The sequence below is a fragment of the Leuconostoc sp. BM2 genome (genome assembly GCF_002095565.1).
GTDB lineage: Bacteria > Bacillota > Bacilli > Lactobacillales > Lactobacillaceae > Leuconostoc > Leuconostoc falkenbergense.
In genome coordinates, this window is the sequence record NZ_MOWQ01000001.1 from 199,228 (window position 1) to 214,840 (window position 15,613).

At 40.4% G+C, this 15,613-nt stretch carries 10 protein-coding genes and 2 pseudogenes; 1 reads left to right on the forward strand and 11 read right to left on the reverse strand.

Annotated features, from left to right (window positions below; translation table 11 throughout):
- Nucleotides 1-3: 3 nt before the first annotated feature.
- The 10 genes and pseudogenes from BMG01_RS01035 to BMG01_RS11620 all read right to left on the reverse strand — a co-directional run bounded on the left by BMG01_RS01035 (nucleotide 4) and on the right by BMG01_RS11620 (nucleotide 14,242).
- A pseudogene (locus tag BMG01_RS01035) lies at nucleotides 4-2,049 on the reverse strand (glucose PTS transporter subunit IIA).
- A gap of 31 nt (nucleotides 2,050-2,080) precedes the next feature.
- Complete coding sequence (gene treR, locus BMG01_RS01040; protein ID WP_004915547.1) at nucleotides 2,081-2,782, reverse strand: trehalose operon repressor; 702 nt, start codon at nucleotides 2,780-2,782, stop codon at nucleotides 2,081-2,083.
- 230 nt (nucleotides 2,783-3,012) lie between these two features.
- On the reverse strand, nucleotides 3,013-5,349 hold the full coding sequence (locus BMG01_RS01045) for a Xaa-Pro dipeptidyl-peptidase (RefSeq protein ID WP_004915550.1): 2,337 nt from the start codon (nucleotides 5,347-5,349) through the stop codon (nucleotides 3,013-3,015).
- Between the two features lie 116 nt (nucleotides 5,350-5,465).
- Entirely contained in the window at nucleotides 5,466-7,238 is a 1,773-nt protein-coding gene (locus tag BMG01_RS01050; protein ID WP_036067733.1) for an oleate hydratase, read from the reverse strand.
- Between the two features lie 151 nt (nucleotides 7,239-7,389).
- A complete protein-coding gene (locus tag BMG01_RS01055) occupies nucleotides 7,390-9,924 on the reverse strand; it encodes a M1 family metallopeptidase (RefSeq protein ID WP_004915555.1) in 2,535 nt (844 codons plus the stop codon).
- Between the two features lie 85 nt (nucleotides 9,925-10,009).
- Nucleotides 10,010-10,954: a phosphoglycerate dehydrogenase gene (locus BMG01_RS01060; RefSeq protein ID WP_004915558.1), complete on the reverse strand. Its 945-nt coding sequence runs from the start codon at nucleotides 10,952-10,954 to the stop codon at nucleotides 10,010-10,012.
- A 2-nt stretch (nucleotides 10,955-10,956) separates the two neighbouring features.
- Entirely contained in the window at nucleotides 10,957-11,919 is a 963-nt protein-coding gene (locus BMG01_RS01065) for a sugar kinase (protein WP_004915560.1), read from the reverse strand.
- A 25-nt stretch (nucleotides 11,920-11,944) separates the two neighbouring features.
- Nucleotides 11,945-13,222 carry a hypothetical protein gene (locus BMG01_RS01070; RefSeq protein WP_004915563.1) on the reverse strand — a complete coding sequence of 426 codons (1,278 nt, stop codon included), beginning with the start codon at nucleotides 13,220-13,222 and terminating at the stop codon, nucleotides 11,945-11,947.
- A gap of 8 nt (nucleotides 13,223-13,230) precedes the next feature.
- Nucleotides 13,231-13,974 carry a sugar phosphate isomerase/epimerase gene (locus BMG01_RS01075; protein WP_004915565.1) on the reverse strand — a complete coding sequence of 248 codons (744 nt, stop codon included), beginning with the start codon at nucleotides 13,972-13,974 and terminating at the stop codon, nucleotides 13,231-13,233.
- A gap of 10 nt (nucleotides 13,975-13,984) precedes the next feature.
- A complete protein-coding gene (locus BMG01_RS11620) occupies nucleotides 13,985-14,242 on the reverse strand; it encodes a hypothetical protein (protein WP_036067214.1) in 258 nt (85 codons plus the stop codon).
- 110 nt (nucleotides 14,243-14,352) lie between these two features.
- On the opposite strand from BMG01_RS11620, the gene BMG01_RS01085 reads away from it, so the two are divergent.
- On the forward strand, nucleotides 14,353-15,339 hold the full coding sequence (locus BMG01_RS01085) for a LacI family DNA-binding transcriptional regulator (RefSeq protein WP_004915573.1): 987 nt from the start codon (nucleotides 14,353-14,355) through the stop codon (nucleotides 15,337-15,339).
- 162 nt (nucleotides 15,340-15,501) lie between these two features.
- Here BMG01_RS01085 and BMG01_RS10895 read toward each other — a convergent pair.
- A pseudogene (locus tag BMG01_RS10895) lies at nucleotides 15,502-15,613 on the reverse strand (IS30 family transposase); the annotation flags it as partial.

Below are 15,613 nucleotides of genomic sequence, written 5' to 3' on the forward strand. Positions count from 1 at the left end.
ACTTTACTTGGCAACTGCGTCTTTAAAGGCGTTTTTCTTTTCAACAGTCTTAACTTGACCTGTATCTGAATCTTTAAATCCGAAGAAGTAAACCATCGCAAACGACACCGCAATTGTCGCAATCTAAGCCACCCAGAAAATCAACATATTATTATCCGCACCTGTTTGACCCTTTGGCACCGCAAATGATGGGAAGCCAATCAATGATCCTGTGAATCCGTACATATTCAAGTTGAACAAACCGGCAATTAAGCCGCCGACAGCACCACCAATGTTAGCCATCCAGAATACACGGCCATACTTCAAATTAATACCATACATTGCTGGTTCTGTAATACCTGCCATCGCTGATAGGAAGCCCGCACCAGCCAATCCCTTAAGTGATGGAATCTTGGTCTTAGCCCAAACAGCCAAGGCACCAGCACCCTGTGCAATCATAGTAAAGTTCACAATTGCATTCAAAGTAGAGTGACCAGTTTGTGCAATTTCATTAGCAATCAATGGCACAACCATCCAGTGCAAACCGAAAATAACGAGTGCTTGATACAAACCACCAATAATCAAACCAGACAATGGATAATTTAAGTGCAAAAGCCAGTTAACAATTGTTGAAATACCTTGTGATACCAAAGTGATAGCTGGTCCAACGACAACAACAACGACTGATCCCACAATTAATAGCGTTAGCAAAGGTTGGAAAATTGAACGTAATACTAATGGCAAATGCTTTTTGAGCCAATTACCTACTGGACGTGCCAACCAAGCGGCAAAAATAATTGGGAAAATTGAGTATGCGTAACTTGGAATATTGATGGGTAAACCAAAGAAACTTGAATTAAGGCTTACACCAAACAAACTACCCAGCGCCTGCGCTGGTTGCACAACTTTGCCATCAACAACATGCGCCGTTGTCAAATTGATAAAGTCAGGCTTAACCAAGAAAGCACCAATAGCGGCAACTACGAAAGGATCACTTTTAAGCTGTTGCGCTGCGGAAAAGCCAACTAAAATAGGCAAAAAGTAGAACGGTGCCATGGCCATTGACTGTAAAATCGTAAACGTACTTGATGCTGGATCAATGAAGTAAATCGCTGGAAATGACGCTTTGTTTGAAAACAAGCTCAAAAATCCATTTAACATACCACCAGCAGCCAATAAACCGATGATTGGCATCATTGAGCCAGTTATCGTACCAATGATTGCTTGAAATGCATGGACCAAGGGATTCTTGGAACCTTTTTCTTGTTTGGTTGCAGCAACTGCATCTGCCGTCGCCGCATCATCTACGACACTGCTGCCTAGTTGCGCCACGACTTCATCATAAACGTCGGTGACTGCAGGTCCAATGACAACTTGATATTGCCCCAACGAATCAGCATAATTGACACCGGCAACCCCATTTAGGGATTCAATCTTGTGATCATCAGCGACTGTGTGGTCCTTCAAATAAAACCGCAAACGCGTGATACAATGAATGACCTTATCCACATTTTGTGCACCGCCGACGCCTTGAATAATGTCTGCCGCTAAGGGTTCGTACTTCGTACCATTTCCTTTTGCTGGTGCTGATGATGTTACCGGTGTAATAGTTTTCACAGTAGCGTCAGCAACAGTCTCACCAGCTGAAACATTCTCTTTACCAGAAATCAGTGTTAATTTGTCTAATACATCAGCCGTATTGGTAAAGACAACCATCGTTGTTGTATCAAGATGTGCTGCTTTGATTTCTGCTAAATCAACATCCCCAACATGATCCCCCGCTTTGACCTGATCACCTTCTTTAATTCGCCACTCGAAAGGCTTACCATCGAGACTGACGGTTTCCAAACCAACATGTGTCAGTACCTCCAATCCGTCAGAGCGTCGAACACCAAATGCATGTCCTTGCATGGCGATAACGACACCACTAACTGGGGCTACAATATCATGCCCAGTGGGTTGTAGGGCGAAACCATCTCCCATGGTTTTTTTACTAAATACTGGATCAGCCACATCAGCAAGTGAGATAACGTGACCTGCTAGTGGCGCTAAAATTTTTGTATCTGCCATTTTTTCTCCTCAATACAATTAACAACAACACTCAATGTCGCCTTGAAAATTCAACGCTTTTAAAGCGATCGGCTCGGTTTCTGGACTCAGTGAAAGAGATAATGCGACCATCATTCAAAAATGTCTCTGATCTAATCACAACGATTGGAATGGATTCAGCTAATCTCATTAATTGCCTGTCCGTAGCATTGGCAGGTTCAACCGTAATGGTTTTCTTAGCATAACTAATCACCAATCCCAATTGCTGTTCAAACAGTTCAAATAATGACACTGATTGCGATAATTTTTTGATTTCAGGCACAACATCTTTTAAAACGTAATCGTGATCAATAATCACTGGTTCGTTGTCCAAATATCGAATTCGGACAACAGCAGTTGCCGGCACAGGCGTGTTGTCACCATACTCAAATACCGATGGTACCTCACTATCTGTAATCGACAACAACTGTGTCCGTTCATCTAATTTCAGACGCGCAGCCAACTCACGATAACTTTCAACATGTGAAATAGGAAATGAGTAGCGATTTTGATTAATGACGAACGTGCCTCGTCCTTTAATTCGCATAACATATCCTTCATCAACTAGCATTGCCACAGCTTTTCGTGACGTCTCACGAGCCACGTGGTAACGATTCATTAACGCAAAATCACTCGGTAACATCTCATTATTGGGATATTTGCCATCGTTGATTTCTTTCAGTAGTTCATCGTGGATGATTTGATATTTATTCATTTTTAATCTCCTTCACTGATGTCTACAACACCAATATACCATCTGTTGAAAGCGTTTACAACGCTGTTTTAAAGGTTTTTTAGAGATTGTATAGACAAGTAGCCTAGTGTTAGTATCTGATAACCTTTTGACGACTAGACAGGATATTTATTCATTTTGGTCGTTCAGTTATGCACAAATAAAAAAGTGTAAAAAAAAAGCAACGAATAGTTGCTTTTCTCTTCATGTCATCATTTATTAACAATTGGTAAATCAATTTGACTATTGGCTAAATCTATCGTGTAAACAATATCTTGATTACCGCGGACGGTCATCTCGAAATCAGTCGCATACAAAACAACACCAAGTTGGTGACCTGAACGTATTTGATAGTGAGTTGGTTGTAAAGTCAATGAGACATTAACAAACTCGTCTGCCTGCAAATCATCAGTTTGCCAAACATTGGTTCGATTTTGCAAATTAATATGACCTAATGTTACCATTTTCTGATTTGCCTTGGTCATTTCAAAAGCCATCAAACGTGTTGGGCTAAAGTTTCGTCCGCGATCAACTGTGGCTTCTTGTGGTGTTGGTGAAACTTTCAGATATTGATCGGTCCCATAATCCACAATAATAGCGCTTAATAAACCAATATTTTTTGAGGATTTGACCCGTAAATTTAGCGTGATTTCACCATCAATCGTCTGAGCGGTTGATAATGCTTCTGTCTTAAAAATCTGTGTTGTTTCTGGTATTTTTCCTGAAATCAATGCTTGACGCCAAGCATTGAAATGCTTGCCATACTGCTTGAATTGGTCCTCAGGTAGCCAATCCCTGAAGCTTACTTCACCAGCTGATTGTGGGCTACGCGACAATTTTTTATCCGCGAAATGATAACTGACTTTTTGACCAATCCCCCAATCTTCTAGGGCATGCCAAGCTTCTGGATTGGTGTTATCTTGCCACGTCACTGTTGGCAATGAAGTCGTCGCGTCCACATGCAATCCCAATAGTTTTTCGGAAAACCAAAGATTAATTTGATCAGAAAAATCAAGGGAACGGTTATTATTGATGTAAATATGTTCTCCTTGATGCAAATATATCTTTTTAACATGATTATTTTGCTTTAAGGCAGACCAAAGCTGGTAAACTTGACGTGGTTTAACATTCCAATCATTTAAACCGTGAACCATCAGCATATCGATTTTGATATTTTGTACATGTTTCAGGTAATTACGCGAATCCCAATAGCGGTCATAGTTGCCGTTATCACGTGCCATAAGACGTGCAGTTTCTGATTGAAAGGCTTGCCACTGAGAACGTGTCCGCCACCAATCTGCTGGATCTTTCATTCTTGTGTAAACCAATTCAGCCAACACGTCCATATCTTCTCCCGGAAAGCCACCCGGTGCCACCACTAAACCATTATCACGGTAATATTGATACCAATTCGAAATAGCAGCTTCAGACACAACTGTTTCTAACCCTGCAACGCCAGTTGTTGCAACAGCAGTTGCTAATGTGCCCAAATACGAACGGCCTGTCATCGCAATTTTGTGACTCGACCAGTCAGCAGCAATTGCGATATTATCGTATCGATTCGTAAAAGCCACTCGGTTACCGGCAAGCCATTCGACAACATTTTTCATCGATTCGACTTGCTCGGGTGACCCCGTATCTTGCATACCATCAGCATGCCGTGTACCGACACCAGCAGAATAAGCAATCGCAAAACCACGCGACAAAAAGTATTGATTAAGATCAACTGGCAAACCAGCTTCAGCTGTAAATGAAACTTCCGTTTCAGTTGCGTGACCTGAAACTTTTCGCGGTTTGGCAGTCGAAGCTGATAGTCCTTGATATGTCACGTCATTTTTATCAACTTGAGTTGGTTCTTTCCGCTGCAAAGGCACATTGACCAAATGAATTTTAGCATCATTTTCTTTGACATTCAGTCCCTGATAATATGGAGAAGCAGTGAACAAAACGGGCAATGGTGTCTCACTTTTTGGACGAACAATGTCGACTTGTACTAAATCAAGCTGGCCATCGTTATCAGTGTCAACACTCGTTTCTACCCAGACAGACTCGCGAATCAAATCATTTGTATCAAACGTCGATAATGACTTACCATTAAAAATGAGACGTTGATTGTTTTGTGGTAAATAACCCTGACTAACTAATGCATCAATCAACAATAATCCAGTGCTATTATGAGTATTTAGCAACGTATACCAAGCATGGGGGATAGTATCAATCGCAACAATCGGCAAGCCTAGTTTTTGAAATGTCGCTACACCGTCAAAGTTATTATTGGCTAATTCATCATTGAATCCTAGTAACTGTGCACCAATACGATAAAAAACTGCTTGATCCACTGCTAGTTTTTGTTGGAAAAAACTATAAATTTCTTGTTCAGCCGTTGCCAAATGCAACCGCAACCAATCATTTTGAGCTGAAATAGAGTGGTAGCTAGGCAAAGCCTGTCTTAACAGCGTTTCAAAGTTGTCACTGTTAAATCCTAATGCTTTTAATTCCTGTAATTCAGTCGCTAAATCTACCTTAATTCGCCCGTATTGATTAATCATATTTTTTTCCTTTAATTGTTATTATTATCTCATTATACGACAAAAGCACCCGCCTGACGACGCGTGCTTTTATGACGACATAATTTAATGATGAGAAGCTACTGTTTCAATCATGCTCACATCAAGTGTGCTTCAACAAGCAGTTCTTCTAACCATGTCCCTTTAATTTTTTTCATGCCAACTTTTTGAATTAACTTAGGAATTGGCAGATTCATATCCGTGATGGCTTTTTTGTCGTTCATATAATACATGGCACGTAATAATTCACGAATATCGTAAATTGAATTAAACACTTCCGGCACACCGCGTTCAACATCTAGCAGACTATACACGGCTTCCATTGCTGTACGGACTGAGTATTCAGTCGTAAACACTGTATCGCGTGATGGTGACTCCGCAAAGTTACCAATGAATGCCAAATTAACCGACCCGTCAGGAATGACTTTTGGTCGATCACCCATAACACGTGGCATGAAGTAACTTGTGATAAATGGCATGTAAACCGGCACTGTATTAATCGACTCTTGCTTGGATAATTGCTGAATTTTACTTTCTGGTACGCCAAGGTGATAAAGTAATTCTTGCGTAATTTCTTCACCGGAGCAATCAACAATCGTCTTTTTCACATAGTTGCCGGGCACATCAGAATACAAGCCATAAATCCAGACAGTTGTTTCATTTGGCTTTTGAGTTTTGAAGTGAGGCTGACGATGTACGGCAAAACTCATTAGCCAATTAGAATCTGTAATTGTAATAATGCCGCCAGTATTGATTTTACCATCGTGCAAATCACGTTTCGTCAAACGTTCAATATAGGGATCAATTTCTGTATTTTCAATTGTGGCAGTCGCTGACACAAACCAACTTTTTGCAGGTAAATCTTGATAAAAGACCGATGGATGGCCAAATTCATCAGATTGTGCCGCCAAGTTTTCCCATAACTGCCATGATCCACCCGGCTCAGTAGTTACTGGTGCTGGTTCAAAGTGGCTGCCATAAGTTGTACTTTCGGTGATAGAGCCGTTCGTTACAAACACCAAATCGTTGGCAGTTAATGGTCTTGTTTCGTGTTGCCCGCTAACGGTTAATTCTAGTGACTTAGCCACCTTTTGACCATTATCAAAATCCACAATAATGTTATCTACCGTGGTATCAAATTGTACATCAACACCATGGTCTTCTAAGTAATGAATCAAGGGCAAAACCATCGAGTCATATTGATTATATTTATTAAATTTCAGGGCTGAAAAATCTGGTAATCCATCAATATGGTGAATAAAGCGCATGGCATAGCGACGCATTTCAACAGCAGAATGCCATTTTTCAAAGGCGAACATCGTTGCCCAGTAAGTCCAAAAATTGCTTTCAAAGAAAGCATCTGAGAAGTAATCTTCAATCGTTTGCGTACCCAACTTGGCTTCTGGTGTCATAATCAGTTTGATAATTTCTTGTGATGATTTACCCAAAGTATAGTCGCCGTCATCTGGCACACGATTACCGCGATCGTAAATCAATCGGCAATTTGAAGAATTGGGATCATCTTTGTCTAACCAATAATATTCATCAAGATATGAAGCACCCGGAATTTCAAGTGATGGAATTGATCGATACAAATCCCATAAGCACTCAAAATGATTTTCCATTTCACGACCGCCACGCGTTACGAATCCCACGTTCGGGCGTGCTATGCCATCTAATGAACCACCAGCTAATGGTAGCTCTTCTAAAATATGAATTGCCTCACCTTTCATTTGACCATCTCTAATCAAAAATACCGCAGCCGACAACCCAGCCAATCCGGAACCAACAATATACGCTGACTTTTGATCAACCCCCTTTGGCTTTCGTGGTGTGGCAAATGCCTCATAATTACCATTACTATAATACATGATGATCTCCTTTCAATTTGAAAACGCTTTCAATACACTTATATTTTATCGCTAATCATATCACAATTGCAATTTTCATAAGTACATCATCAGCCAAAGAAAAAACCTGATAGTTTTACAAACTATCAGGTGACTCACCTACAAATACTTTTTATTGCGTCACTTCAGCAACTGCTGCATTGACAGCATCTTTTTCAGCTGCAACGAGTGCTACACGACTTGTAATCACGCTGGTATCCATTTTAATTTCACGCGTCAGTCCCGGTGTATCTAATTTCGGTTCAAAGAAAGCTTTAAATTCATCAAGGCGAGTTTGTGTCTTGAAAACATTTGCAATGACAGTGATATAGGTCGTAAACTCCATATCACCACCCACTGTATCTTCTAGCCATTGCCACTCTTCACGTACCCAATCCCAAGCGGCTTGTTGTCCGTCTTCGTTAGCCAACAGCCCATAGAACCAACCACGCAAATCTTGTGGCTTAATTGTGTCAGCATCCTCAAATTTGCCAACTAGTTGTTCAATCAGCGCCTTATCAGTTGTGCTAGTGATAGCTGCACGCAAATCAGACTGATAGCTCGCGTCAGAAGTAGCGTGATATTCAGCCAGTAATTGATTAAACAGATCAGCAGACCCAAACTGTTTCATTTCATTTGCCAAAATGAAGACACGTGTACCAGCAGAAAGGCTCGTCAAATCATTTTCATGAGCTACAAATATATCATGTGCCGCTGCAATTGCGGCTGGATTTTCAGCATACAACGCAGCATTGATAATATATGGGCGCGACAATTGGTCGTCATTTGACTCACCATCAATATCTTGCCAGCCTAAACGTGCTAATTGATCTTGACTCAGTTGGTCATACAACCCCTTCAAAGCCTTTTCCTCATCAGAATGAGCGGTCACGAACTTTTTCAAATTCACTGCAACGCGGTAAAGTGCTGCGGTCACAACAGCCGAATGACTATTGGCAAAACGACCTAGTAATGGCACTAATTGTGCATAAGAAATTTGTCGTCCTTCAGCTAATAATCTCAAATCTTGCAAAATTTGTAATTGTGAAATCGCATCTAGCTGATCTGATTGACTTAAAATATCTTGTAGCAATGTCTCATCATATTTAACAATAAAATGAGAATTATTACCAACGTTCAAACGGAATGGTGTACCAAACTGTTCTCTTAACGCTTCATAATTACCAATCGTCACTGACTGATCTTTGAAAATAGCGGGTACGGCATCGTAATTACTGTTCAATGGAATGGCCCATTGACGGCCAACCTCTTTGCCATCGCCAATAAAGAACTGTTGTTGTGAAAGCGTCAATTGCCCATCAACAACAGCTGCTGTAACGACTGGATAACCAGGCTGTTCCAACCAAGAAGTCATGATAGCACTCACATCAATGCCAGAGGCTTGCCCCAATGCAGCCCATAAGTCAGCTCCAGTAGCATTACCAAATTGATGCGCAGCAAAATAAGCTTTCAAACCAGCACGCAAAGCCTCATCCCCAATCAACGCACGCACCATAACTAGCATACGCGCGCCTTTAGCATAAACAATAGCACCGTCAAACAGCGCATCAATTTCTGCAGGATGTTCAACTTGAACATGGACAGATTGCACCCCATCAGTCGCATCTCGTTGTAAGGCAGCTGGTGCATCAGCTGTTTGGAAACTTTCCCAAATGTGCCAATCAGGCTCTAAAGCATCAATGGCGACATACTCCATCATATTGGCAAAACTTTCATTTAGCCACAAGTCATCCCACCACTTCATCGTCACCAAATCGCCAAACCATTGGTGCGCCAACTCGTGGGCAATCACAGTTGCTACTACCTGCTTGGTATCTAGCGCTGTGTTGTCAGGATCAAGTAATAAGTATGCCTCACGATAGGTTACTAAGCCCCAGTTTTCCATTGCACCCGCTGAAAAATCAGGTAACGCAAGTTGCCATGAATGTGGCAATGGATAAGGCGTTTGATAGAAGTCTTCATAAAACTCGATTGAGCGCTTCGCAATATCTAGTGCAAAATCAAGCTCCTTAGCCTGATGTGCTTTGGTTGCGAAGACACCAATTTTAACACCACTTGTCGTTTTGGTCTCTTTCTTTTGCAAGTCACCAAAAGCAAAGGCAACTAAATATGTTGACATACGTACTGTTGTATCAAAATAGTGTACACCATTTGCTTCACGCACTTCAGGCATGTTCGCCAAGATAGTTTCGCCTGGCTGTTCATCAAACTTAATGGCTAAATCAAAAGTTGCTTTGGCTTCTGGTTCATCAATACTTGGAAAAGCCTGTCTGGCAAAATTGGTTTCAAATTGCGTGCCAATGATCTGCTTTTTCTCACCATCAACTTCATAATATGAAGGATAAATGCCCATCATCGTATCAGTCAAAACTGTCGTATAAGTAATAGTAACTTTTGTTTCACCTGACTTAGGTAATTCAATCCGAATAGCGTCTGCGTCATGGTCTACCATAAATGTCACATCTTGCTCGTCCGCTTGGACCGCACTAATCATCAAATCCTTTTGATGAATCGCAATCGTTTCTGATTTAGCGGTTCCAGTAATTGTGGTTTTACCACTAATCCGCTTAGATTCTCGATCAATATCCAAATAGATTTCATAATGTTTTGGTTGGAATGTATTATAAAATCGTGTCAATTCAGCCATAATATCTCCTATCAATTGTTAGAATAATTCCATTATACGCTTTTAAAATAAAAAACGTCCCACAAGCGGGAAGTCAAAACAATGGTTATGCTTCTAGATGGTTAACAGCTGCTTCTGGCTGTTCGCCTTTAAGCACCCGCACAATATCATTTGTAGCATCAACTGCCATACGTGCTTTTGTTTCAATTGTATTTGAAGCAATGTGTGGTGTCAGCAAAACATTTTCTAAGCTAACCAATGGGTTGGTTACTGGCAAAGGCTCTTCTTCAAAGACGTCTAATGCCGCACCGGCAATTTCATTATTTTTAAGTGCTGCAACAAGATCTGATTCGACGATAATGACGCCACGTGCCATGTTAATCAGGTACGCGTCATTTTTCATCATTTTGAACTCGGCTGCGCCAATGGAATGCTCTGTTTCTGGCAAAGCTGGTAAATGCACCATCACATAATCTGCTGTCTTGAAAATAGTATCACGATCAACAATTGATACGCTATCAGTTGATTTAGCAAATGGATCATACGCAATAACTTTTACATCAAATCCGCTCAACTTTTTTGCAACTTGTTGACCAATTCGACCAAAGCCTAAAATACCAACCGTCTTGCCTTCAATATCACGACCGGGGTGTGACTTACGATAGTTCCAATTATCATCGTGAATGGCTTTAGCATCTTGATAGAGGTTTTTACTGATAGCTAACAGCTCTGATACAGCTGTTTCAGCTACTGACCCTGACAGAGCTTTTGGCGTGTTGACCACATAAATGCCCCGCTTTGTGGCAGCATCAACGTCAACAGCGTCATAACCAACACCATTACGCGCAATTACTTTTAGGTTTGGCATGGCATCCATAATGTCACCATCAAATGGTTGCGTGCCAATCAAGACAGCACTTGCGTTTGCGCCTTCAGTTTTCATCGTTTCACGGGCACGTCCAGTGCCAACAACCACTTCAAAACCAGCGTCTGTTAGTATTTTTTTACCTACTGCAGGAATATCATCTGGTAAATAAATTTGTTCTGTCATGCTTATGCCTCTTTCTGTTCTTTTGCTAAATAACTTGCCAATTGTTCTGGTGTTGGGTAACCGTCATTGTCGCCCGTTGTTTGAACTTGCAATGCACCAACGGCGTTACCACGTTCCACTGCTTGTGCCATTGTCAAACCTTCAATCAAGCCAGTAATGAGTCCCAATGCAAATCCATCGCCAGCGCCAACTGTATCCACTACTTTTTCAACTTTGAATCCCTGAACTGTGTAACTATCACCCGCTTTATTTTTGACGTATGCGCCTTCAGGACCAAGTTTAACAACAACCGTTTGCGTGCGTTCACTATTTGCCAAATAGAAATCGGCGATTTTTTCTGGATTACGCGAGCCCATTAAAATTTCACCTTCGTTAATGCCCGGCAAAACAATTTCGCCATATTTCGCCAAATCGTTAATGGTTGCAATCATTTTTTCTTGTGATTCCCACAAAGCAGGTCTCAAGTTAGGGTCAAATGTTGTCCGAATACCACGTTGAATTAGTTGTTCGGCAAAGTAACGGAATGCTTCTCGCGCTTGATTAGAAATAGCAGGAAAAATACCTGATAAATGTGCAATTTTAACGCCATCAAAATCGATGTGATCAATATTTGATTTATCAAAGTGAGCCGCAGCCGAATTGCGTCTAAAGTTAAAGGTTGAAGGATCACCTTTATCCACTAACTCTTTCAATTGAAATGCAGTCCAGTTATGGTCATCTGTTGAAATATAATGATTACCTACATGATACTTGGCAATTTCTTTTACTGCAAATTGTCCCAACGGATCAGCACCCACTTGAGAAATATATTCAGTTGAATGTCCCAGACGCGTCGCACCAATCATCACGTTTAGCTCTGCGCCACCCAAAAACTTATAATAGTTAATGCTATCAACTAACCCAGCATTCAAGTCAGTTGATGTAAAGGTTACAATTGGTTCACCTAATGTCAAAATTTCACTCATTATTTTACTCCTTAAACTCTTGTTTTTAGTGACCGAAGAAAGCAAATACTAGCAGTTCATTGACAATTGAAACTGCCCACATAACAGGAATGCCCATCTTCCAAAATTCTTTGGTTTCTAACTTTGAATATGTCAACGCCCATGTGTTCCATGATTGTGTTAAATCAATTGAAACCGCCATGATGCTTGCTGTATATAGCAATGGCAATAAGAAAATTGGTTGGAAAGTACCCGTAGCGGCCAAAACCGCAGCAGTCGCGGCACCGGCACCCCAAACATGCAAAGGCCCACGGAATAATGCCAATGGTGCTAAAATACCAACCGCAATCGCCAGCACAAGTGGACTACTTGGCAAGATAACTTCGATAATGCTTTTAAAGTGAGGCACATTCATTGTGGCAGCACCCGCAAACATCACTAGTGCCATCAAAAAGATAATCAGTCCTGAGATATCATTAATTGCTTGAGACACTGTTTTGTTAATGAATTCAACCAGACCTTTATAAGATTTCATCTGGCCCGTCAAAAGCAAAGCAATAATGGTTGCCAATAACAGCGCAGGAATTGCATCCCAGTGGAAAAACATATTTAATGCAACTGGTAAGACTGGCACAATGAAAGTAATTGGATGCGTCTTTTTAAAATCAGCTTGATTATTGGCGGCAATCGTCTCAATTTTGCCATTTTTAATACTTTTACTATTAATTAGAATGAAGATGATCACACCAATCAATTGAACACTCATCGCTGCTAAACCAAATATCAGATACTTTCCCGAGAAACTAACAGATGGGAAGAAAGCCTTAATTTGATTAAATAACACCACGTTAATGTACATTGGCGCACCAATTGCCATGGTAAATGCTGGTATAGCGACTTTTTTTGGAACGCCGATTGATAGCAAAATTGGAATTAAAATAACACCAATTGCGATTACTGATCCAACACCATAAGCAGATGAGAAAATCAACGCCGTGACCAATACCACCAAAATAGCAGCCAATATCGGTGCTTTTCGACCAACTTTTTCTGTTTGAGCTGAAATTGACCCGGCAATGCCTGAATCAACCAACACTCGCCCAAACCAAGAACCAAAAACAATATATATAATCGTTGGACCATAATTTAACGCCGGTGTTGCAATAACGTCTTGAATGACTTTATTGAATGGCACCAAGCCAATAACTGACCAAAGTAATGCCATTACGAAGAAGCCAATCACAAGATTGCCACCCTTCACAATGTAATAAATGAACCCGACAAATGTCAGTAACAATAGGATACTAATAATAATGTTAGTCATGATTTGCCTCAGTTATACGCTTCTAGTGCCTGCACACCATCAATAATGACTTGCTCGCTAGCAGTTGGATACTCAACTGCGACTGGTACGTCTTGTGGCAAAATCGTCAAGATTGCTTGCCAATTGATATCCCCGTCATTTAAAGGCACTGTCACAAGATTATCCCCACTACCCTTATCATCTTTCACATGAATGTAGCGAACGTAAGGTGTAAGTGCTTTCGCTGCGACAACTTCATCTTCGCCGACATAACGCCAATTACCCATATCATAGACATAGCCTATGTCGAGCTTAGCTGCTTTGGCAGCAGTCATGAATGCCTTAATGGCATCAATTTTACCTGATACCTGTGTTTGGTCATTTTCAATATTGGTTTCAATACCACGATTTAATAAAGCATTTAGTCGTTGGATATCTTCAGGTAACAATGTATCAAAATCACCTGTATTAAATTTGATCACGCTAACGCCAAGTTGCGCAGCCTCATCATAATATTGTTCCAATTTTGGATTGACACGATGATTAACAAAGACTTCATCTGGCACCGAATAAAATAAACGTAGTTGATGTGCTTTTGCGTAATCAGCAATAGCTGGCGTTTCAGCGGCAATGTAATCAAAATATTCACGACGTAATTCAGCTGACTGAACGCCCAATGCAACAACTTTTTTTAACATGTCTAATTGCTGCATGCCGTTGTCATGATCTTTAGCAAACACAAGATGGTTCAAGACGATTTGAGATTTTTTCATGATTCACTCCTTAATACTTGTTTAAATCTTTTACATGTTCTAATAATTCGTCAAAGCCTAAATCAGACAAATTATTAGTATCGTTTTTATCAAAATTTTCACTTTCAATTCTATTGAATTTTTCAACAAGGAAGTACGCAGATAAGTAGGCAGCCAATTCCTTTTTGGCCATACTCTCTAATTCCTTTGCATTAAAATCGAAGTTGAACGATTCAATGAATCTCAAGGCAAATTTTTCTGGATCAATGTGCATTTGTTCTTTAGCTATCTTAGTGTCCTTTTTAGTTTATCGTTTTCGGAAACCGGTTTACAAGATATATTGTAAACGCTTTCAAATATTTGTCAACCCCCAATTTCAATTTGTCGTATAATGTTTTCATGGATAAAAAAGTCACAATTAATGATATTGCCGCCCAAGCAGGGGTATCAAAAACCACCATTTCGCGTTATTTGAATGGTAAATTTGATAATATGTCAGGCAATACAAGAGCGCGTATCAAGGAAACAATTGATAAACTCGATTATCGGCCCAATCGTCAAGCGCAAGCCCTAAAAACGCATCACTCTTTTTTAATTGGCGTTTCAGTCGCTGATATTTCTAATATGTACACATCACGTTTGCTCAAAGGCATTGGCGAATATTTTCAAAAAACACATTATCAAGTCTTGATTATGGACGCCGATAATAGTGTTGAGCGAGAATTAAGTAACCTTGAAAAAATGATGATTGAACAAGTCGATGGCATCATTTTGCAACCACTTGTTCATCAACCTGAACATTATCAGTTGCTTGTCGATGAAAAGACACCAGTAGTCCAAGTAGATCGTTACACTGAACCATTCACTTGGCCTGCTGTTGTGTCTGATAATTTTCAAAAATCAGTCGAATTAGCTAAAATTTTCAAAACGAAATCATACGATGCTATTCTTGTTTTGGCCAACCACATCAATGGCGTATCTAGCCGAATGAATCGTTATAATGGTTTAGAAGCTGGCTTAACTGGTAGTGGTATCACCGTCAAACTAATTGAAATTGATGGCAGCGATTGGCAATCATTATTACATGCGGAAATCAAACAGCACCAACATCCAGCCATTTTTGCGCTCAATGGACAAGTGCTTTGGTCTGCCGTGCGTTTTGCCAAGGCACGCTCACTCAATATTCCTGAAGATGTCGGTTTAATTGGCTATGACGACGACCAATTTGCCGATATGATCACGCCGGCAATTGCATCAGTGTCACAAAATCCCCAAGAAATTGGCCGTGTCGCAGCAGAGCAATTATTATCAAGTGTTAACGGTCAAGCCACACCACCAAAAAATACCCGTATCCCATCCGAAATTCAAATGCGTGACTCTCTTTAATTTGTCAATCAGAATGACTTTACCATGCATTGTCAGATAACAGCCTTTATTGGTAAATACGGCGAAAATAATCGACTAGTGTTAAAATTGAATCATGTGGTTTTAAGCTTAAAACGCCACATACATTAATTTCATGATTACTAACAAGGTAGATTGCAAGAATTAACCGAACACTGCAAACTGCTGAAAAACCTTTCGTGGTGATTGCCAGTTGAGTGTTTTCATTGGTCTCGCATTGATCCAATGATTAATTTGATCTAATTCTTTGGCGCTA

What these genes read in the sequence shown, in the direction of transcription:
- treR (WP_004915547.1), bottom strand. Translation starts at nt 2,782, where the DNA reads ATGAATAAATATCAAATCATCCACGATGAACTACTGAAAGAAATCAAC.
- BMG01_RS01045 (WP_004915550.1), bottom strand. Translation starts at nt 5,349, where the DNA reads ATGATTAATCAATACGGGCGAATTAAGGTAGATTTAGCGACTGAATTA.
- BMG01_RS01050 (WP_036067733.1), bottom strand. Translation starts at nt 7,238, where the DNA reads ATGTATTATAGTAATGGTAATTATGAGGCATTTGCCACACCACGAAAG.
- BMG01_RS01055 (WP_004915555.1), bottom strand. Translation starts at nt 9,924, where the DNA reads ATGGCTGAATTGACACGATTTTATAATACATTCCAACCAAAACATTAT.
- BMG01_RS01060 (WP_004915558.1), bottom strand. Translation starts at nt 10,954, where the DNA reads ATGACAGAACAAATTTATTTACCAGATGATATTCCTGCAGTAGGTAAA.
- BMG01_RS01065 (WP_004915560.1), bottom strand. Translation starts at nt 11,919, where the DNA reads ATGAGTGAAATTTTGACATTAGGTGAACCAATTGTAACCTTTACATCA.
- BMG01_RS01070 (WP_004915563.1), bottom strand. Translation starts at nt 13,222, where the DNA reads ATGACTAACATTATTATTAGTATCCTATTGTTACTGACATTTGTCGGG.
- BMG01_RS01075 (WP_004915565.1), bottom strand. Translation starts at nt 13,974, where the DNA reads ATGAAAAAATCTCAAATCGTCTTGAACCATCTTGTGTTTGCTAAAGAT.
- BMG01_RS01085 (WP_004915573.1), top strand. Translation starts at nt 14,353, where the DNA reads ATGGATAAAAAAGTCACAATTAATGATATTGCCGCCCAAGCAGGGGTA.